The sequence below is a fragment of the Streptomyces xiamenensis genome (assembly GCF_000993785.3).
GTDB lineage: Bacteria > Actinomycetota > Actinomycetes > Streptomycetales > Streptomycetaceae > Streptomyces > Streptomyces xiamenensis.
In genome coordinates, this window is the sequence record NZ_CP009922.3 from 2825128 (window position 1) to 2844462 (window position 19335).

Annotated in this window: 18 protein-coding genes; 10 read left to right on the forward strand and 8 right to left on the reverse strand. The window is 72.5% G+C overall.

Translation table 11 applies throughout. The features are described 5' to 3' along the window. The first annotated feature begins 97 nt into the window (after window positions 1–97). The 9 genes from SXIM_RS12900 (at window position 98) to SXIM_RS12940 (ending at window position 9821) form a co-directional block, all read left to right on the forward strand. Complete coding sequence (locus SXIM_RS12900; RefSeq protein WP_030732397.1) at window positions 98–844, forward strand: YcnI family copper-binding membrane protein; 747 nt, start codon at window positions 98–100, stop codon at window positions 842–844. A 93-nt stretch (window positions 845–937) separates the two neighbouring features. Then, entirely contained in the window at window positions 938–1612 is a 675-nt protein-coding gene (locus SXIM_RS12905; protein ID WP_030732399.1) for an SCO family protein, read from the forward strand. Beyond that, a complete protein-coding gene (locus SXIM_RS12910; protein ID WP_030732401.1) occupies window positions 1609–2055 on the forward strand; it encodes a copper chaperone PCu(A)C in 447 nt (148 codons plus the stop codon). Before SXIM_RS12905 ends, SXIM_RS12910 begins: the two co-directional genes overlap by 4 nt. 8 nt (window positions 2056–2063) lie before the next feature. Then, complete coding sequence (locus SXIM_RS12915) at window positions 2064–3923, forward strand: copper resistance CopC/CopD family protein (protein ID WP_046724044.1); 1860 nt, start codon at window positions 2064–2066, stop codon at window positions 3921–3923. A 13-nt stretch (window positions 3924–3936) separates the two neighbouring features. Continuing rightward, complete coding sequence (gene efeB / locus SXIM_RS12920) at window positions 3937–5181, forward strand: iron uptake transporter deferrochelatase/peroxidase subunit (protein ID WP_046724046.1); 1245 nt, start codon at window positions 3937–3939, stop codon at window positions 5179–5181. A gap of 36 nt (window positions 5182–5217) precedes the next feature. Beyond that, window positions 5218–6150, forward strand: a complete 933-nt coding sequence (gene pheA / locus SXIM_RS12925) for a prephenate dehydratase (protein ID WP_046724047.1) — start codon at window positions 5218–5220, stop codon at window positions 6148–6150. Between the two features lie 466 nt (window positions 6151–6616). Continuing rightward, on the forward strand, window positions 6617–7897 hold the full coding sequence (serS, locus tag SXIM_RS12930; RefSeq protein ID WP_030732410.1) for a serine--tRNA ligase: 1281 nt from the start codon (window positions 6617–6619) through the stop codon (window positions 7895–7897). Beyond that, window positions 7894–8733 carry an HAD family hydrolase gene (locus tag SXIM_RS12935; protein WP_030732411.1) on the forward strand — a complete coding sequence of 280 codons (840 nt, stop codon included), beginning with the start codon at window positions 7894–7896 and terminating at the stop codon, window positions 8731–8733. The genes serS and SXIM_RS12935 overlap by 4 nt, the downstream gene beginning before the upstream one ends. Before the next feature lie 323 nt (window positions 8734–9056). Then, window positions 9057–9821 (forward strand): hypothetical protein, encoded by a 765-nt coding sequence (locus SXIM_RS12940; protein ID WP_174864317.1) that lies wholly within the window; start codon window positions 9057–9059, stop codon window positions 9819–9821. 72 nt (window positions 9822–9893) lie between these two features. On the opposite strand, the gene SXIM_RS12945 is transcribed toward SXIM_RS12940, so the two are convergent. The 5 genes from SXIM_RS12945 to SXIM_RS12965 form a co-directional block, all read right to left on the reverse strand. Next, window positions 9894–10616 (reverse strand): ABC transporter permease subunit, encoded by a 723-nt coding sequence (locus tag SXIM_RS12945; protein WP_030732414.1) that lies wholly within the window; start codon window positions 10614–10616, stop codon window positions 9894–9896. Window positions 10617–10628: 12 nt separating this feature from the next. Beyond that, the gene (locus SXIM_RS12950; protein ID WP_030732417.1) at window positions 10629–11546 is read right to left on the reverse strand and encodes an ABC transporter ATP-binding protein; all 918 of its coding nucleotides are present in this window, start codon (window positions 11544–11546) and stop codon (window positions 10629–10631) included. Then, the gene (locus SXIM_RS12955; RefSeq protein ID WP_030732420.1) at window positions 11543–12448 is read right to left on the reverse strand and encodes an ABC transporter permease; all 906 of its coding nucleotides are present in this window, start codon (window positions 12446–12448) and stop codon (window positions 11543–11545) included. The genes SXIM_RS12950 and SXIM_RS12955 overlap by 4 nt, the downstream gene beginning before the upstream one ends. Next, window positions 12445–13398 (reverse strand): ABC transporter ATP-binding protein, encoded by a 954-nt coding sequence (locus SXIM_RS12960; protein ID WP_030732422.1) that lies wholly within the window; start codon window positions 13396–13398, stop codon window positions 12445–12447. The genes SXIM_RS12955 and SXIM_RS12960 overlap by 4 nt, the downstream gene beginning before the upstream one ends. A gap of 123 nt (window positions 13399–13521) precedes the next feature. Continuing rightward, on the reverse strand, window positions 13522–14451 hold the full coding sequence (locus SXIM_RS12965) for an LLM class flavin-dependent oxidoreductase (RefSeq protein ID WP_046724050.1): 930 nt from the start codon (window positions 14449–14451) through the stop codon (window positions 13522–13524). Window positions 14452–14549: 98 nt separating this feature from the next. Here SXIM_RS12965 and SXIM_RS12970 point away from each other — a divergent pair, with 98 nt between their 5' ends. Then, a complete protein-coding gene (locus tag SXIM_RS12970; protein ID WP_030732428.1) occupies window positions 14550–15443 on the forward strand; it encodes an HAD family hydrolase in 894 nt (297 codons plus the stop codon). Window positions 15444–15461: 18 nt separating this feature from the next. On the opposite strand, the gene SXIM_RS12975 is transcribed toward SXIM_RS12970, so the two are convergent. From SXIM_RS12975 to SXIM_RS12985, 3 genes are all read right to left on the reverse strand, one after another. Further along, window positions 15462–16577, reverse strand: a complete 1116-nt coding sequence (locus SXIM_RS12975) for a hypothetical protein (protein ID WP_052385259.1) — start codon at window positions 16575–16577, stop codon at window positions 15462–15464. Window positions 16578–16813: 236 nt separating this feature from the next. Further along, the gene (locus SXIM_RS12980) at window positions 16814–17794 is read right to left on the reverse strand and encodes a metallophosphoesterase (RefSeq protein WP_078635478.1); all 981 of its coding nucleotides are present in this window, start codon (window positions 17792–17794) and stop codon (window positions 16814–16816) included. Window positions 17795–17973: 179 nt separating this feature from the next. Further along, window positions 17974–19140: a LacI family DNA-binding transcriptional regulator gene (locus tag SXIM_RS12985; protein ID WP_030732437.1), complete on the reverse strand. Its 1167-nt coding sequence runs from the start codon at window positions 19138–19140 to the stop codon at window positions 17974–17976. Window positions 19141–19335 lie beyond the last annotated feature (195 nt).

Sequence of the window (19335 nt, forward strand, 5' to 3'; positions counted from 1 at the left end):
GCCCGCCTCTCCGACGGACACCCGAAGGGAGCGCGGCGCGGTGCCGCGCGCTCCTTCTCCCTCATTCACCCGATGTCCGTCCGTGGAGTGTCCTGTCATGCATCGCACTCGCGTCGCCGCCCGCGCGGCCACGCTTCTCCTCACCGCCACCGGCGTCCTCGCGCTGGCCGGCACCGCCCAGGCCCATGTCTCCGTCGACCCCGGCGAAGCCGGGCAGGGCGGCTACAGCGTCGTCAACTTCAAGGTTCCCAACGAGCGCGCCGACGCCTCCACCGTCCGGCTGGAGATCCACCTCGACCCGGCGTACCCGCTGTCCTCGGTCATGCCGCAGCCCGTTCCCGGCTGGGACGTGGAGATCGAGACCGCGCCGCTGGACGAGCCCCTGGACCACCACGGCAGCCAGATCACCGAGGCCCCCAGCGTCATCACCTGGAGCGGCGGGGAGATCGCCCCCGGCACCTTCCAGCAGTTCCCCGTCTCCCTGGGCCCGCTGCCAGGCGACACCGATCAGCTCGTCTTCAAGGCAATCCAGACCTACGACAGCGACGAGGTCGTGCGCTGGATCGAGGAACCGGCCGCGGACGGCACCGAGCCCGAGTACCCCGCGGCCGTGCTGCGGCTGACCCCCGCCACGGACGGCGGGCACGGCCACGGCGCCCCCGAGTCCGGGCAGGGCGAGGCGGGCCACGACGGTACGGAGTCGGTCGTCGCCGAGGCCGCCTCCGCCAGTGACACCACCGCGCGGGTGCTGGCCGGGGCCGGCATCGCCACCGGCATCGCCGGCATCGCCATCGGCGTGCTCGCCGGCCGCCGCCGCGCCACCCCCGCCGACCAGCAGTCCTGAGCCGGACGGACGGGGCGGGGCGGGCGGTCGTCCGCCCGGCCCCGTCCCCCCGCCCGGTCCCCTGTCCCGAACCCCGCACCACAGGAAAGCCACATGCGTCCGCACACCACTCGCACCCTCACCCGTACCGCCGCCGTCGCCCTCGCCGCGGCCTTCGCCCTGACCGCCTGCGGCGGTGACTCCGGCTCCGGCGCCGGAGGCGACGCGGCCGTCGCCGATGTCTCCGGGGAGCAGGACCCCACCCGGGGCACCGTGCTCGACACCCCGTTCGCCAAGCCGGCCATCACCCTCACCGACACCGAGGGCGAACCGTACGACCTGGTCGCCGAGACCGCGGGGCACGCCACCCTCGTCTACTTCGGCTACACCAACTGCCCCGACGTCTGCCCCCTCACCATGAGCAACATCGGCAACGCCACCGCCGGTCTCACCCCCGAGCAGCGCGAGGACCTGCGCGTCGTCTTCATCACCTCCGACCCCGAACGCGACACCCCCGAATCGCTCGGCCCCTGGCTGCGCGCCCAGGGCGAGGACTTCGTCGGCCTCACCGGCGACTTCGACACCATCCAGGAGGCCGCCCGCTCGCTGGGCATCTACATCGACCCGCCCAGCCAGGACGAGGACGGCAACTGGATCTCCACCCACGGCTCGCAGGTGCTGGCCTTCCTGCCCACCGATGACAAGGCGCACGTCATCTACATGGAGGGCGTCACCCAGGACACCTACGCCGCCGATCTGCCGGGCCTGATCGAGGGGCGCACCCCGTGAGGCGCGCGGCACGCGCGGCGGCGGGCCTCGCGCTGGCGCTCACCGTGCTCACCGCCTGTTCCTCCGACGGCGGCGGCGAGCCGGAACTGACGGCCGCGGGCGCGTACATCCCCGAGCCCATCACCGCGGACATGGCGGGCGGCTTCCTCGTCATCGAGAACACCGGGGACGCGGACGACACCCTCACCTCCGTGCACAGCGACCTCGCCGAGAGCGTCGAGATGCACGAGACGGTGGACAACGCCATGCGCCCGGTCGACTCCTTCCCCGTCCCGGCGGGCGGGCGGCTGAGCCTGGAGCGGGGCGGCAGCCATCTGATGCTGCTCGGCCTCTCGCACCAGCCGCTCGAAGGCGAGAGCGTCTCCCTCGAACTGCGCTTCGAGAAGTCCGAGCCGATCACCCTCGACGTACCGGTCCAGGCCACCACCTACACCGGGGAGTGACCTTCCGCATGCCCACGACCACCACCGCCACCCGCGCCGCCCGGCTGCTCGTCCTGCTGGCGGCGCTCGGCACCCTGCTGTTCGCCGGGGCCCCGCAGGCCGCGGCGCACGCGAGCCTGACCGGGAGCAGCCCGGCGGACGGGGAGGTGGTGGCCGCCGCCCCGGAGACCGTCGTCCTCACCTTCTCCGAACGGGTCACGCTCAGCGGCGACAAGGCGCTGCGCGTGCTCGACCCGGCGGGCGGACGGGTGGACACCGGCGAGATCACCGACCTGAGCGCGGACGGGACGGTACGGCACGGGGTGGCGCTGACGGGCGGCCTGGCGGACGGCACCTACACCGTCGCCTGGCAGGCCGTCTCCGCCGACAGCCACCCCATCGCCGGCGCCTTCACCTTCTCCGTCGGCGCCCCGTCCGAGACCTCCGTGCGGCTGTCCGACCAGCAACCGGGCGGCGGAACGGTCGGGCTGCTGTACGAGACGGCGCGCTTTCCCGCGTACGCCGGGTTCGTGCTGCTGGTGGGCGGCGTGGCGTTCACCCTGCTGTGCCGTCCCGGCGCGGGGGCGGCGCGGGCCAGCGGGAGGCTGGCACTGGCCGGCTGGACGGCGGTGACCGGCGCCACGCTCGCGCTGGTGCTGCTGCGCGGCCCGTACACCGGGGTCGGGCTGCGGGACGCCATCGACACCAAGACCGGTACGGCGCTGCTGAGCCGGCTGCTGCTGCTCGCCGCCGCCGCGCTGTTCCTCGCGGTGCTGTACGGCGGCGGGGCGCGGGAGCGGCGCGGCGGCCGGGGCCTGCCGGGGTACGCGCTGCCGGTCGCGGGCGCGCTGCTGGCGGTGGGGCTGGCGGCGACCTGGGCGCTGTCCGAGCACGCCTCCACCGGGCAGTGGACACAGGTGGCCGTCCCGGCGGATGTGATCCATCTGCTGGCGGCGGGGGCCTGGCTGGGCGGGCTGGCCACGCTGCTGACACTGCTGTTCCGCTTCCCCGAGCAGGTGTCGCGGGCGGTGGTGCGGCGCTTCTCGCTGCTGGCGTTCTGGTCGGTGGTGGCGCTGGCGGTGACCGGGATCTTCCAGGCGTGGCGACAGGTCGGCGACGCGGACGCGCTCCTCAGCACCCGGTACGGTCAGCTGCTGATCGTCAAAGTCGCGCTGGTGGTGCTGATCCTGGCCGCCGCCTGGATCTCCCGGCGCTGGACGGCCCGGCTGGCCGAGGGAACCGGCCACCGGGACGCGGACCCACCGGCGGAAGGCGACCCGGCCCCCGAGCCCGCCGCCGTACCGTCCGCCCCCGGGAGCGAGGGCGGCGAGGACCCCGTACGCCGGGCGCAGCTCGCCCGGCAGCGTGCCGCCGTCCGGCAGACCAGGCGCCGCCGCGACCGCGACGCCGACGCCGAACGCTCGGGACTGCGCCGCAGCGTCCTCGCCGAGGCCGCCATCGCCGCCCTCATCCTCGCCGTCACCACCGCCCTCACCGGCAGCACCCCGGCCCGTACCGAGGCCGCCGCCGCGACCGCGAGCACCCCCGAACCGATCTCCGTCCAGCTCCCCTACGACACCGGCGGCCCCCACGGGCAGGGCACCGCACTGCTGGACATCACCCCCGGAGGCACCGGCGACAACGTGCTGCACCTGCGCCTGACCGACCCCGAGGGCCTGCCCAACGGCGCCGAGGAGGTACGGATCTCCCTCACCCTCCCCGCCGAGGACCTCGGGCCGCTGCGCTACGAGCCCACCCACGTCGACGTCGGCCACTGGGTCTCCGACGACCTGCGGCTCCCCCGCCCCGGCGACTGGGAACTCTCCCTCACCCTGCGCACCTCCGAGATCGACCAGACCACCGAGACCACCACCGTCACCGTCGGATAGCGAACCCACTGCCATGCCAGAACCCACCGCCCCCCGGCCGATCAGCCGACGCCGCCTGCTGGGCACCGCCGGGGCCACCGGCGCCGCCGGACTCGCCGCGGGAGCCGTCGGCGGCACCCTGCTCGGCACCGCCCACGCCGGCTCCACCACCACCCCGCTCACCAGCATCGGCACCACCGTCCACCCCTTCCACGGCACCCACCAGCCGGGCATCACCAGCCCGTTGCAGACCCACGGCCACCTGCTCGCCTACGACCTCGTCCCCGGCACCGACCGGCGGGGCGCCGCCGCACTGCTGCGCCGCTGGTCCCAGCTGGCCGCCGCGCTGATGGCGGGCGAGGCGGCGGACGTGGACGGCACCCACATCTCCCTGGACGCCGGCCCGTCCTCCCTGACCGTCACCTTCGGCTTCGGCGCCGCCCTCTTCGACACCCTCGGCCTCACCGACGCCCTGCCCACGGCGCTCGCCCCGCTGCCTGAGTTCAGCGCCGACGCCCTGGACCCGGACCGCTCGGGCGGCGAGCTGTGGATCCAGATCGGCGCCGACGACGCCCTCGTCGCCGTCTCGGCGCTGCGCCTGCTGCACCGCGCCGCGGCCGGGTCCGCCGTCCAGCGCTGGCAGATGACCGGCTTCAACCGCACGCCGGGCGCCACCGCACGCCCCATGAGCCAGCGCAACCTCATGGGCCAGATCGACGGCACCAACAACCCGCAGCCCGAGGACGAGGACTACGACCGGCGGATCTTCGTACCGGCCCAGGGGGATCCGCCGTGGATGGCGGGCGGCTCGTACGCCGTCGTCCGCCGCATCCGGATGCTGCTCGACCCCTGGGAGGAGCTCGCCCAGGAGGAACAGGAGCGCGTCATCGGCCGCCGCAAGAGCGACGGGGCGCCGCTGGGCGGCGACAGCGAGACCACCCCGGTGGACCTCGCCGCGCTGGACGGGGCGGGCAGGCCCGTCATCCCGGTCAACGCCCACGTGCGGGTCTCCTCCCCCGAGACCAACGACGGTGCGGCCATGCTGCGCCGCCCCTTCTCGTACCACGACGGGCTGCTGCCGGACGGCGCCCCGGACGCCGGGCTGCTGTTCGTGTGCTGGCAGGCGGACCCGCTGCGCGGCTTCGTCCCGGTGCAGCGCAAGCTCGACCGCGGGGACGCCCTGTCCCCCTTCCTGCGGCACGAGGCGAGCGCGCTGTTCGCGGTGCCGGGGGGCGCGGCGCGGGGCGGCTACGTGGGGCAGGCGCTGCTGGAAGGCTGACCGGGGGGGCCGGTGGGGAGGGGATACCGTTGCGCCATGACAGCAGCGAGCCGCTACACGTATCTCGGCCCCGAGGGCACGTTCACGGAGGCCGCGCTCCGCACCCTGCCGGAGGCGGCCACCCGGGAGCTCGTCCCGATGATCTCGGTGCCGGCCGCCCTGGACGCGGTACGGGGCGGGCAGGCGGCGGGCGCGCTGGTGCCGATCGAGAACTCGGTGGAGGGCGGGGTCTCCGCCACGGTCGACGAACTGGCCTCCGGCGCACCGCTGATGATCTACCGCGAGGTGCTGCTGCCGATCGCCTTCGCGCTGCTGGTGCGGCCCGGTACGACGCTGTCCGACATCAAGACGGTGACCGGGCACCCGGTGGCGCAGCCGCAGGTGCGGCGGTGGCTGGCGGAGCATCTGCCGCAGGCGCAGTGGGAGTCGGCCGCCTCCAACGCGGACGGTGCGCGACTGGTGCAGGAGGGGCGGTTCGACGCGGCGTTCGCGGGGGAGTTCGCGGCGGCGACGTACGGTCTGGACCCGCTGGTCACGCAGATCCACGACGCCGACAACGCCACGACGCGCTTCGTGCTGACCGGCCGCCCCGCGCGGCCCGCGGCGCCCACCGGCGCGGACAAGACGTCGGTGGTGCTGTGGCTGCGCGACGACCACCCCGGTGCGCTGCTGGAGGTGCTGCAGGAGTTCGCGAACTGCGGGGTGAACCTGATGCGGATCGAGTCGCGGCCGACGGGGGCGGGCATCGGGCAGTACAGCTTCTCGCTCGACTGTGAGGGGCACATCTCCGAACGGCGGGTGGGCGAGGCGCTGATGGGGCTGCGGCGGTTGTGCCGGGACGTACGGTTCCTGGGGTCCTACCCGCGCGCCGACCGGGTCGCGCCCACGGTGCGGGAAGGGACCACGGATCCGGATTTCCTGCGGGCGGCGGACTGGCTCACCCGGTGCCTGGACGGGCGGAGCGCGTGACGCCGCGTGACGCCTGTGGACGTACGGGGAGAGGGCGCGGGGGTTATCCACAGGGTCACCTGGTCGGCTGTGGATAACCCGGCAGGTAACAATCGGTCATTGTCGACATAACGGCTTGGTGACCACGCCCCTTGTCCACACCTCATCCACAGGGGACAGATCACCCTTCGTCACCCCATTCGCCCGAAGCAACTCTTTGGAGTGAGGGAAATCACCGTTCGATTCACCGGGATTCCCTCGGAAGAGCGAGTGAGAGACGTTTGAAAGGGGAATTGCCGGCCGCACATCCTAGCGGATGGGGCGCGATCCCCATTCATCCACAGGGGCACCGGGGGCCTGTGGAAAACATGTGGGAAACCCCGCCCTGACCTGTGGATTCAGCAACGGGAGCCGTACCGACAAAGCGGACAAAGGGCGCCAATCAATTCCCCGGGATTCTGCCCGGAATCACCGGTAGCCTGGTGGGGTGATTGACCTTCGCCTGCTTCGTGAGGACCCTGACCGAGTACGCGCCTCCCAGCGCGCCCGTGGCGAGGATGTCGACATCGTCGACTCACTCCTCGCCGCCGACGAACTGCGCCGGTCCTCCAGCGTGCGCTTCGACGCGCTGCGCGGTGAGCAGAAGCAGCTCGGGAAGCAGATCCCGAAGGCCACCGGCGACGAGAAGACCGCGCTGCTCCAGCGGGCCGGCGAGCTGTCCGCCGCCGTCAAGGCCGCCGACGCCGAACGCGACGAGGCCGCCGCCCGCGCCCAGGAACTCCTCCTGGGCATCGGCAACCTCGTCCACCCCGACGTCCCCGTCGGCGGCGAGGACGACTTCACCGTCCGGGAAACCCTGGGCACCATCCGCGACTTCGCCGCCGAGGGCTTCGAGCCCAAGGACCACCTGGAGCTCGGCCAGGGCCTGGGCGCCATCGACACCGAACGCGGCGCCAAGGTCTCCGGATCCCGCTTCTACTACCTCACCGGCATCGGCGCCCTGCTGGAACTGGCCCTGGTCAACGCGGCCGTCGCCCAGGCCACCGAGGCCGGCTTCACGCCGATGATCACGCCGGCGCTGGTCAAGCCGCGCGCCATGGAGGGCACCGGCTTCCTCGGCCAGGCCGCCGCCGACGTCTACCACCTGGAGAAGGACGACTACTACCTGGTCGGGACCTCGGAGGTGCCGCTCGCCGCGTACCACATGGAGGAGATCCTGGACGCGGACGCGCTGCCGCGCCGCTACGCCGGGTTCTCGCCGTGCTTCCGCCGGGAGGCCGGCTCGTACGGCAAGGACACCCGCGGCATCTTCCGTGTGCACCAGTTCGACAAGGTGGAAATGTTCTGCTTCGTCGACCCCGCGGAGGCCGAGGGAGAGCTGGAACGGCTGCTGGCGTGGGAGAAGCAGTGGCTGACCTCCCTCGAACTGCCCTTCCAGGTCATCGACGTGGCCTCCGGCGACCTCGGTGCCTCGGCCTCCCGCAAGTACGACTGCGAGGCGTGGATCCCCACCCAGGGCAAGTACCGCGAGCTGACCTCCGCCTCCAACTGCAACGAGTTCCAGGCCCGCCGGCTCCAGGTGCGGATGCGCGAGAAGGGCGGCGCCGTACGGCCGCTGGCCACGCTCAACGGCACCCTGTGCGCCATCCCGCGCACCATCGTCGCGCTGCTGGAGAACCACCAGCAGGCCGACGGTTCGGTGCGGGTGCCGCAGGCGCTGCGTCCCTACCTGGGCGGCCGTGAGGTGCTGGAGCCGGTCAGCACGTGACCGTCTCCCGTTTCCCCTATCAGCTCATCGCCACCGATCTGGACGGCACGCTGCTGCGCGGCGACCAGACGATATCCGAGCGCACCCGGGCGGCGCTGGCGGCGGCCGGCACCGCCGGGGCCGCCCACATCGTGGCGACCGGGCGCACCGTGGCCTGGACCCGGCACATCCTGGACGACCTCGGCTACACCGGACTCGCGGTGTGCGGCCAGGGCGGACAGCTGTACCACGCGGGGGAGGACCGGCTGCTGACCTCGGTGACCCTGGACCGCGCCGTGGCGCGGCGGGCTCTGGAGGCGCTGGAGCAGCGGGTCGGCCCGGTCGTGGTCGCGGCCTCGCTCGACGGGCTGGACGGCGGCATCGCCATGGGTCCCGGCTTCGCCTGGCGCCAGGACCCGGAGTCCGTGCCGCACCCCAACGCCCCCGACCTGTCCCGGCCGGTGGCCGACCGGGAGGGGCTGTGGGCGGCACCGATCAGCAAGCTGTACCTGCGCCACCCCGAGCTGTCGGACGACCAGCTGGCGGCGGCGGGCACGGAGGCGGCGGGCGCGTACGCGGCGTTCGTCGTCTCGGGCGAGGACCTGGTGGAGATGCTCCCCCTGGGCCTGACGAAGGCGACCGGCCTGTCCCTGGCCGCCCGCCGGCTGGGCGCGACGGCGGCCGGCACGATCGCGTTCGGCGACATGCCCAACGACATCCCGATGCTGTCGTGGGCGGCCCACGGCGTGGCGATGGCCGGGGCGCACCCGCACCTGCTGGCGGTGGCGGACGAGGTCACGGCGGGCAACGACGCGGAGGGCATCGCGAAGGTGCTGGAGCGGCTGCTCCTGGGCTGACGCCGGGCGGATGCCGGACCGATGAGAGCGGGGAGGGGGAGCGGGTCAGTGCGGCCCGCTCCCCCTCCCCGCCGCATTGCTCCGAACGCGTGACCGTCTGACGATCGGCTCGTTGGACATATCGCGCGGGGGCGACGGGAGCATGAGGCGTCGAGAGGTTGCGCACGGTAGGGGCCGGAGAGCGACGTACCACCCACTGTGAGCCGGTGAAGTGACGAGTAGAGCGGATCTCCTCTCCTGAGCCCTGGTTACGGGCGCAGCGGACTCCGGATGCCACGGGGTCCGTCCACCTGCCACAGACGCCCTGAGAGGCTCATCTCGTCATGATCAAGGAACAAGCACTGCTGGAATCGCGCACCCTGCGCGAGAACGTCCGGGGGCGCACCGAAACCCTCGACAAGGTCAAGGCACTCACGCTGCTGCCCGACGGTCTGCATGTGACGACGGCGCTCGTCGCCACGTACTTCGTTGTCCACAGCAACACCATCAGGGCCCTCGTGACACGGCATCGCGAAGAACTCACCAACAGCGGGCTCACGGTACTCCAGGGCTCTGACCTGCAGGACTTTGAGAGTGACACGATGTCACTCTCAAACGAGAGTTATCCACAGGCCAAGCGCAGGCGCCTCACCCTCTACACCCGCCGCACCGTCCTCAACATCGCCATGCTGCTGCGCGACTCCCCCGTCGCACGCGAGGTGCGGGCGTATCTGCTCGATGCCGTGGAGGGGCACGGAGCGCCCGCCGCCGATCTGGAACGCCGGGTCGCTGCCCTTGAGGGCCTGCTCGCCGACATCGGACCGGCCCTGCGGGACGTGGGGGCGGTTCTTCACCGGGTGGACGACCGGCTGCGGCGCGTGGAGACCCGGCTCGGTGACATGGAAACCCGCCTCGGTGACATGGAAACCCGCCTCGGCGATGTGGAGACCCGGCTCGGTGACGTGGAAACCCGCCTCGACCACATGCGGACCGAGCTGGAGAGCACCCAGCGGATCGTCGCCGGGATGAGCGTCCGGCTCGCCGATCTCGCCGGTGATCCGGACATCTCCCACCGGCTGTGCCGCCGGTACCGGCACGGGCGCCCGTAAGAGGCGCACGAAGGGGCGGGCCGGTTGTCTCCGGCCCGCCCCCATTCCGTGTCCGCTCGGCTCCGTGTCCGCTCAGCCCTCGCTCGCCAGCGTCAGCACCCGCAGCCGGCGTGCCGCGTACCAGGTGCCCGCCACCGTCGCCGCGGTCAGCAGGATCAGGGCGGCCGGCAGGCCCACCTCCGAGGTGATGTTCGCACCCGGCGCGGCCACCTGCTCGGCCAGGGCCAGCGACCACTGCTGGATGCTCAGGGCGCGCGCCCCCGGCACCAGGCTGCCGAACAGCGACTCCCACACCAGCGCGTAGATCAGCCCGTGCACCACCGCGTTCCGCGAGATGGTGCCCAGCAGCAGGAACACCGCGCTGTAGGCGATCGACGAGGACGCCGCCGCCACGGCCAGCGCGCTCGCGATGGCCTGGCTGTTGCCGTTGAGGATGATCCCCGCCAGCAGCGTGGGGACGACGGTGAAGGCGAGGGTGACGCCGATGGCCACCCACAGCTTGGTCAGGATGATGGTGTGCCGCTTGAGCGGCTTGGCCAGCAGGTAGACGATCGAGCCGTCGTCGATCTCGGGCGCTATCGCCCCGGTGCCGGCGATCACGCCGATCAGCGGCACCATGACGGCCAGGGCGAAGCCGCCCAGGATCTCGGTGGCGGCCCGGTCGTCCGCGCCGCCCACGATGCGGATCGCCAGCGCGATCGCGATCAGCAGCGCGGGCAGCGCCAGCAGGATGAGGGCACGGCGCCGGCCCAGCAGGGCCCGGAGGGTGAGCCGGGCGACGGTGTGGTGGTACATCGCAGGGGCTCCTTACGCGCTGACCAAATAGGAGAAGACGCTCTCCAGGGATTCGTCCGACGGGGAGACCGACAGCAGCCGGATCCCGTGTTCCCGGGCCAGCCGGGGCAGTTGGGCGGTGAAGCGGGGGAAGTCGCCCGCCTCGATCCGCAGTCCGTCCTCCTCGGCGTCCAGGTGGATACCGGTGGTGGACGGGTCGGCGATGAGGGCCGCGGCCAGCGCGCGGTCGTCGCTGGAGCGCACCAGATAGCGGTGCGGCCGGTCGGTCATCAGCCGGCGGATGGTACGGAAGTCCCCGGAGGCGGCGTGCCGGCCGGCGACGATCACCTCGATGTGCGAGGCGAGTTGTTCGACCTCCTCCAGGATGTGGGAGGAGAACAGCACGGTGCGGCCCGCCTCGCCCATCCGGCGCAGGAGTTCCATCAGCTGCATGCGCTGGCGCGGGTCCATGCCGTTGAACGGTTCGTCCAGCAGCAGCACCGACGGGTCGTGGACGAGTGCGGAAGCCATCTTGACGCGCTGCCGCATGCCCTTGCTGTAGGTGTCGATGCGCCGGTCCGCGGCGTGCGCCATGTCGACGGTGGCCAGGGCGGTCCTGGCGGCGGCGCCCGGGTCCGGCAGGCCGTGGAGTTCGGCGTTGGCGACCACGAACTCCTCACCCGTCAGGTAGTCGTACATGCCCTCGCGTTCGGGGACGAGCCCGATGTGCCGGTAGGCGCTCTCGTTGCGCCAGATCGGTTCGCCGTCCAGCGTCACCGCCCCGGCCGACGGCGGCAGGAAGCCGCCCATCATGTGGATCAGCGTGGACTTGCCGGCGCCGTTGGGGCCCAGCAGCCCGGTGATGCCGGGGCCGATCGACACACTCACGTCGTTCACGGCGACGACGTTGCCGAACCAGCGCGAGGCGTTCTCGATGCGGATGGTGCTCACAGTCCCGCCTTCCGGTAGCGGCGCAGCAGCAGCGCGTAGCAGGCGGCGGTCAGCCCGGTGATCACCGCGAGATAGCCGACGCCCATCGCGCCGGAGGGGACGTACGCGTGCGGGAAGTCCGTGGACCCGCCCAGCAGCGCGCCCTGGAAGCCGTCCAGCAGGGAACCGGGGGACAGCAGCCCCAGCCAGCCGATGGCGCCGTCGCTGCCCTGTTCGGCCAGGACCGCCTGCACCACGGTGACCGCGAAGTACGGCACGGTCAGCGCTCCGATGATGGCCGCGACGCCGAAGCCGCGGCGCGGGGTGAGGGAGGCGATGAGCAGCGCGATCGCGGCGTGCAGCACCGAGAAGACGGCCGCCGTCAGCAGCCCCTTGCCGAAGCCGATGGTCTCGTCCACCACATGGAGCTTCGCGAGCAGGGCGCCCGCGTACAGCAGCACCACGGGGGTGGCGGTGAACAGGAAGAGCGCGGCGGCCAGCGCGGCCACCTTGGCCCGTACGTAGTCGGCGTGCTCGATCGGCCGCGAGAAGTACAGCGGCAGCGTGTGGAAGCGCTGGTCGAGGGAGACCAGCTGCGGCCCGGCCAGCGCGAGGTACAGACCGACGATCGGCTGCATGAACAGGGCGTACTTCGTGTAGTCCAGCGGCAGGCTGTTCATGCCGACCGTGACCGCCACCGCCACCATGACCAGGGCCGGCACGCACATGACGGCGAACAGCGTGAAGGGCAGGATCTTCGAGCGGGCCGAGCGGCCCAGCCCGTACGCGCCGCGCAGGGAGTGGGTGAACAGGGAGAGCCGGGCGTAGGAGACGCCCAGCCGCGGTCCGTCGTAGTGGCGGTAGCCGATGTTGTGGATCCGCGCCGCCGGGGTGGCGGGTACGGGCTCGGTGGGTGCGCTCATGAGGCCGCTGCCTCCCTGTCCTCCTGGAAGACCTCGGCGATCCGGTGCCGGCGCTGCTCCATGCGCACCATGCCCAGACCGAGGTCGGCGATGGTGTCGCGGACCGTGTCGTACACGCTGTCCTCGTCCGCCTCGACGACGACCAGGCGGGCCGCGCCGGGCAGGGTCCCGGGCTCCGCCACCGGTTCGACGCCGGCGGCGGCCAGCGCGGTGCGCAGCGCCAGCGCCCCGTCGGGGTGGGCGTCGGAGTCGGTGACCTCGACGAGCAGGGTGGTGGTGGTCTCGGTGAAGCTCTGGGTGGACTGCGACTTGAGCAGTTTTCCGCCGTCGATGACCACGATGTGGTCGCTGGTGCGCTCGAGTTCGCCCAGCAGATGCGAGGTGACGAGCACGGATATGCCGAAGTCGGTGTGCACGCGGCGGATCAGGCCGAGCATCTCGTCGCGGCCGGCCGGGTCGAGGCCGTTGGTGGGCTCGTCCAGCAGCACCAGCTTGGGGTCGTGGACCAGCGCCTGGGCGAGCTTCACCCGCTGCTTCATGCCGGTGGAGTAGCCGCCCATGGGGCGGTACCGCTCCTCGTAGAGGCCGACGTGGCGCAGGGTGTCGGCGGTACGTTCGCGGGCCGCCGTGGCGGGCAGGCCCGACATCCGGGCCATGTGCACCACGAACTCCGTCGCCGACACATCGGGCGGCAGACAGTCGTGTTCGGGCATGTACCCGACCTGCTCGCGGATGGCGGCGCCGTCCCGGGCGGAGTCGTGGCCCAGGACGGCCGCGCTGCCCTCGCTGGCGGGGGCGAGTCCCAGCAGGATCTTGATCAGCGTCGACTTGCCGGCTCCGTTGGCCCCCACCAGGCCGGTGACACCGGGCCCGATGTCCACGGTCAGCCGGTCAAGGGCGGTGACCCGGGGGTACCGCTTGCTCAGGCTTTCGGTCGCAATCACACTCACCCGGCAGACACTAGTGCCGGTGGGCGGGCGTGTACCTCACTCTCGTGGCTCCCTTTCCCCTTAGGGGAAGGGGAGCGCTGCCCCTGAGGACCACGGCGGGCCGGTGCGGTGCCGGGCCGGGGCTCAGTTGGTGAGCTGGGCGAGGCCGTCGGTGGCGATCCGCTCGAAGACGTCCATGTCGGCCGCGTACACCGAGTCGGGCACCGGGTAGTGCACCACCAGCTCGGTGAAGCCGAGCTCGGCGCAGCGTCCGGCGAAGTCGACGAAGGCGGTCACCGACGCCAGGGGGTTGACGTCGGGGGCGAGGGAGGAGTCCAGCACGATCTTGTCCAGGGCGCCGGGCTCGCGTCCCGCCTCCTCGCAGATGCCGGCCAGCCGCTCCACCTGGCGGCCGAGCCCGGCGAGGAACGCGTCGGGGCCGCCGTCCAGGGACTTCGGATCGCCGGTGGTGACCCAGGCCTGTCCGTGCCGGGCGGCGAGCCGCATGCCGCGCGGGCCGGTGGCGGCGACCGCGAACGGCAGCCGGGGCCGCTGCACACAGCCGGGGATGTTGCGTACCTCGTGGGCGGAGTAGAAGTCGCCGCGGTACGAGACACCGCTGGTGCCGCCCTCGCTCAGCAGTCGGTCGAGCAGCGGGACGAACTCGGCGAACCGGTCGGCGCGCTCCCGTGGCGTCCACGCGTCGTGGCCGAGCGCGGTGGCGTCGAACCCGGAGCCGCCGGCGCCGATGCCCAGAGTGATCCGCCCCCCGGACAGGTCATCGAGAGTGATGAGTTCTTTCGCCAGCGTGACGGGGTGCCGGAAATTTGGCGAGATCACCATGGTGCCCAGCCGGATGCGCTCCGTGACGGCGGCGGCCGCGGTCAGCGTGGGCACCGCGCCGAACCAGGGCTGGTCGCGGAAGCTGCGCCAGGACAGATGGTCGTAGGTGTACGCGGTGTGGAAGCCCAGTTCCTCGGCGTGCTGCCAGCTTCGCCGGCCCCCTTCCTGCCATCGCCAGACGGGAAGGATCACGGTGGAGAGCCGCAGGGGGAGGGCGGGGGAAACAGCCATGCGGGGAAGCCTAGGCCCTTTCCGGTCAGGAATTCACCGCTTCCGGGCAATGGCTCATCCGGGCGGGCCCCCTGCACGCATGGGCGGGCATATGCTGCATGACTGTGCCTGACTCTGTGCCCCCGCCAGTTGCCCGCACCCTCACCCTCCTCCCCCGTCAGCCCAGCAGGGCCGCGCTCCCCCGGCTGATCGCCACCGATCTGGACGGCACCCTGCTGCGCGCCAACGGAACCGTCTCGCCCCGCACCGCCGCCGCGCTGGCCGCCGCCGCCCGCGCCGGCATCGAGGTGCTGTTCGTGACCGGCCGCCCCGCCCGCTGGGTCGCCCCGCTGCGTGAGCACGCCCACGGCGGCCTCGCCATCTGCGGCAACGGCGCCTCGCTCATCGATCTGCGGCGCGGCGGCGCGCTGCTGGCGGCCCGCCCGCTGCCGGTCGGCAACGCGCTCGCCCTGATCGCGGCCCTGCGGGCCGTCGCCCCCGGGGTGACCTTCGCCGTCGAACGCACCGGCGGCATCCACTACGCCACCGGCTACCCACCGCTGCACGAGGAGGACCCGACCGTCGTCGGCGTCACCCCCGTCGAGGAACTGCTCGCGGACGACAGCCCGTACGCCCGCCAGCCGCTGCTCAAGCTGCTGGCGCACCACCGCACACTCGACCCGGACGCCTTCCTCGCCCTGGCCCGCTCGGTGGCCGCCGGGCGCGGCGAGATCACCCGCTCCTCGCCCACCGCCCTGCTGGAGATCAGCGGCCCCGGCGTCAGCAAGGCCAGCACGCTGGCCCTGCACTGCGCCCGGCGGGGCGTCACCGCGCAGGAGGTGGTGGCGTTCGGGGACATGCCCAACGACCTGGAGATGCTCGGCTGGGCGGGCCGCGCCTACGCCATGGCCAACGCCCACCCGGCGGTGCTGGCGGGCACCGCACGGCGCACCGCCTCCCACCAGGAGGACGGGGTGGCGGTCGTCATCGAGCGGCTCCTCGCCCGGTTCTGAGCCGGGCCGGGCCGCGGACTACGGACGGTTCTCGCCGCCCGCGCCCTCCGTGGTGCCTTCGCCGTCGCCCGCCTCGCCCCTGCGGCGCGGCCCCGCGTAGTCGGGGCTGCCGAAACCGGGGGCCGCGTACCCCTTCCCGGGACGCTCGCCTTCCGCGCCGTCGCCCTGGCCGCCCGAGGAGTAGTCCGGGCTGGCGAAGTCCCCCGCGGAGTACTCCCCCGCGGAGAAATCGCCGGCGGAGAAGTCACCGGCGGAGTAACCGCGGCTCGCGCCGCCGCCGCGCTCGGGCGAGGAGAAGTCGGGCGCCGCGTACCCCTTGGCCCGCGCGCCCTCCTCCGGGTTGCCCTGGGTGGAGAACTCCGGGCTGGAGAAGCGGGGCTGGGAGAACTCCGCGCGGCCGGCGCGCGGGGTGGTACGGGGTGCGCCGCCGGTCGGGCTGGAGAAGTCGGGGCTGGAGAACCGCAGCTGCGGCGTCTTCCGCCCGCCGTCCCCGTGTCCGCCGTCCGCGCCGGGGCCGCCGTCGCGCAGCACCGCCACCTCGCGCAGGAACGGCCCGATGCCGCGCTCCGCCAGGGCCCGCCGCCAGTCCTCGCGCGCCTCCGCCACGTCACCGGCGAGACCGCCGCGCCCCGGCGCCCGGTCACCGGCCCTGATGGCGGAGGCGGAGCCGTTGCGGGCCGCGGTGACGACCAGACCCGCCACCGCGAGCAGCAGTCCGAACGCGGCGAACAGCGCGAACACCCAGCCGATGTCCCGCATCGATCCGGCCACCCCCGCCTCGTCGTCGGAGAGCCCCATGCCGTAGCCGACCAGCAGGAACACCAAGGCCGCGATGCCCGCCAGCACCGGGATCAGCACCGAGATCACCGCGAGGTTGCCACCCCCGGAACGCTCGGGGGCGCCCAGCGCCCCGTCGGGGGCCCGCAGTTGCTCGCGCAGCCGGACATAGCGGTGGTACTCGTCGGCCGCCGTGGCGGTCAGCTGCGGCCGCGCCTCCAGCGCGGCCTGCCGTACCCGGCGCACGACGGTGGCGTCCGCGCCGCCGTCACCCGGCCGGGCCGCGCGCAACGCCTCGTCGAGGACGCGCTCGAATTCAGCGCGATCCTCTGGCAGCACATCCTGAGCGCTGTTCATATAAGTCCCCAGATGCTCCGAAGGGCCTTCCTGCCGACCGAGCGGCCAGGGTGGGCAGAGAGCTGGTGAGGGACTGATGGTAAAGGGCTTCCGGCGCCTCGTCATCGGAGATCGCCGGAATCTTTCTCTCCACCACCCTCGCCAGAGGGATATCTGGCACCCCGGGGCGTTGTGGGCCCCGTCTCTCACCTGCCCGCCCTCAAGGCCGCGCACTCCGTACAACAGGGAGCGAACGCTCAATCATCCAGGGGAAGTCGGGCGACCAGCAGCTTTCCGGCCATGGTGACGCCACCGTCCATCGCGATGGCGAGGGAATCGGCGTACACGTGCGGGCCGTCGATCCGGGGAGCGGCGTCCGGCGCGTCGGGGTCGCCCGACTCGGATTCGGCGGGCTCGCCGGTCAGATACGGGATCGGGCTGTGGCCGTGCACGATGCGCAGACCGCCGTAGACGTCCAGCAGTTCGCGGGCGGCCTGCGGCCCGTCCTCGTCCCGGAAGGCGAAGCGTTTGGTGAATTTACGGAACAGGTCCCAGGTCTCCTCCGCGTCATTGCGCGCGAGGGCCTGCCAGATGGCGTCATTGACGTCGTCGACGTTCTCGCCGTATTCGAGATAGGCGGTGGTGTCGGAGTGCAGCAGCAGGTGGCCGTCCGCCACGGCCATGGAGTCCAGCCGGGACATCCACTGGATGTGGTGGTCGCGCAGCCGTTCCATGTCGGCGCGCTGACCGCCGTTGAGCATCCAGGCGGCGTGGAAGGAGGCGGTGCCGGCGCCGGATTCGACCGGGGTGTCACCGAACCGGCTCGCGCCCAGGAACAGCAGTTCGTGGTTGCCGAGCAGCGCCTTGCAGTACCCGCCGGCGGCGGCGGCCTCCGCGGACAGCCGCATCACCATGTCGATGACGCCGATGCCGTCCGGGCCGCGGTCGGTGAAGTCCCCCAGGAACCACAGCCGCGAGTTGCCGGCCGCCCAGCGGTCCTCGGCGTCGGTCAGCCCGGCCGCCCGCAGGGCGGCGCGCAGCTCGTCCAGGTAGCCGTGGACGTCACCGACCACGTACAGCGGCCCCGCGCCCTCCAGCACCGGCAGGTCCTGCACGGTGGGGGTGTACAGATCGGGCTCCTGCGCGGGCCGCGGGGGAATGGCCGGACCGCCCTCGGTCGCGCCCTGCCACGTCTTGGGTCCCTCGTCGGCCCCGTGAGTCATCGACCCCTCCACCATCACACGCCGCCTTCACCTGCGGGACCTGCCGTTTCGGCCGGATCCCGGTCTCATTCGCCCATCATAGGAATCCAGCCGCTCACTTGTGACACACCCGGGTGTGACGATCCCCCGGCATGGTTCGCCGGGGCGCCGAGGTTCTGTCGTAAGACGATATTGCCGGAAGCGGCGGCCGGAAACTAGCGATCGCCCGGAGGCGGCGTACGCGGTGCCGTGACCGTGGTGCGCGCGATCCTGTGGGCGGTGCGCTGGGAGGAGGCACGGACGATGAGTTCGGTCGGCATGAGCTGGTGCGAGGGCACCCGGGCGGCCGTCCGCACCCGGTCGCGGTCGTGCTCACGGCCGCGCTCCCCGGCCCTCTCGATGGCGTCGATGAGCAGCTGGACGACGGTGGAGCCGATCCGCCCCGGTTTCAGGGACAGGGTGGTGATGGGCGGTTCGGTGGTGGCGTACACGGGGGACTCGCTGCAGCACACCACCAGCAGGTCGTCGGGCACCCGCAGGCCGTAACGGCGGGCGGCGGCCAGCAGATCGGTGCCGTTGGGGTCGAACAGGCCGTAGACGGCGTCGGGCCGGTCGGGCCTGGCCAGCAGCCGGTCGGCGGCCACTGCCCCGGCGCACGGATCGTGCGCCGGGTAGGCCTCGTAGACGGGCTCCTGGCCGACCCGCTCGCACCAGCTGAGGTAGGCGGTGGTGGACAGCCGGGTGTAGGTGTCGGTGCTGGTCCCGGTGAGCAGGCCGATGCGGCGCGCGCCCGAGCCGGCCAGGTGGTCCAGCAGGCCCAGTACGGCGGCCTCGTGGTCGTTGTCGACCCAGGCGGTGACGGGGAGCGCGGCGTCGGGGCGGCCGTCGGAGACCACCGGGATGCCCTGCCGGACGAGTTCGGTGACGACCGGGTCGTGGTCGGCGGGGTCGATGACGACGGTGCCGTCCAGCGCCACGTTGGACCAGACGTCGAAGTCACGGTGGTGGGAGGTGGCCGGGAGGATCACCAGGGCGTAGCCGCGGGCGAGGGCGGCGGAGGTGGCGGCCCTGGCCATCTCGGCGAAGTAGGCGAACTCGGTGAAGGTGAAGGGTTCTTCGCCGTAGGTGGTGACGGTGAGCCCGATGAGCCCGGACTTCCCGGTGCGCAGCGTCCGGGCGGCGGCCGAGGGGCGGTAGCCGAGGCGGTCCGCCACGCTGCGCACGTGACGGCGGGTGGCGTCGGGCAGCCGGCCCTTACCGTTGAGCGCGTCGGAGACAGTCGTGATCGAGACACCGGCTGCCGCGGCGACATCTCGGATGCCGGCCCGCCCGCTCGGCCGGCGCCCGGCGGACCGAGTCACCTGATGCTTCGCTGCTGTCATGGCGACCTGATGGTAGGCCCGGGGGCGGGGCCTACTGAGCCGACGGAGCATGGGGGGCGCGATTACGTTTCTGCATGGTCAACTAGGCGTTCTGCCTTGGATCAGCAGGAGTATTCGGCCACTTCCCCTGCGATAGAACCGATGTGCGGGCGCTTACTTCCGAACACTTCACTCGAATTCAACGGGCGCCGGTTC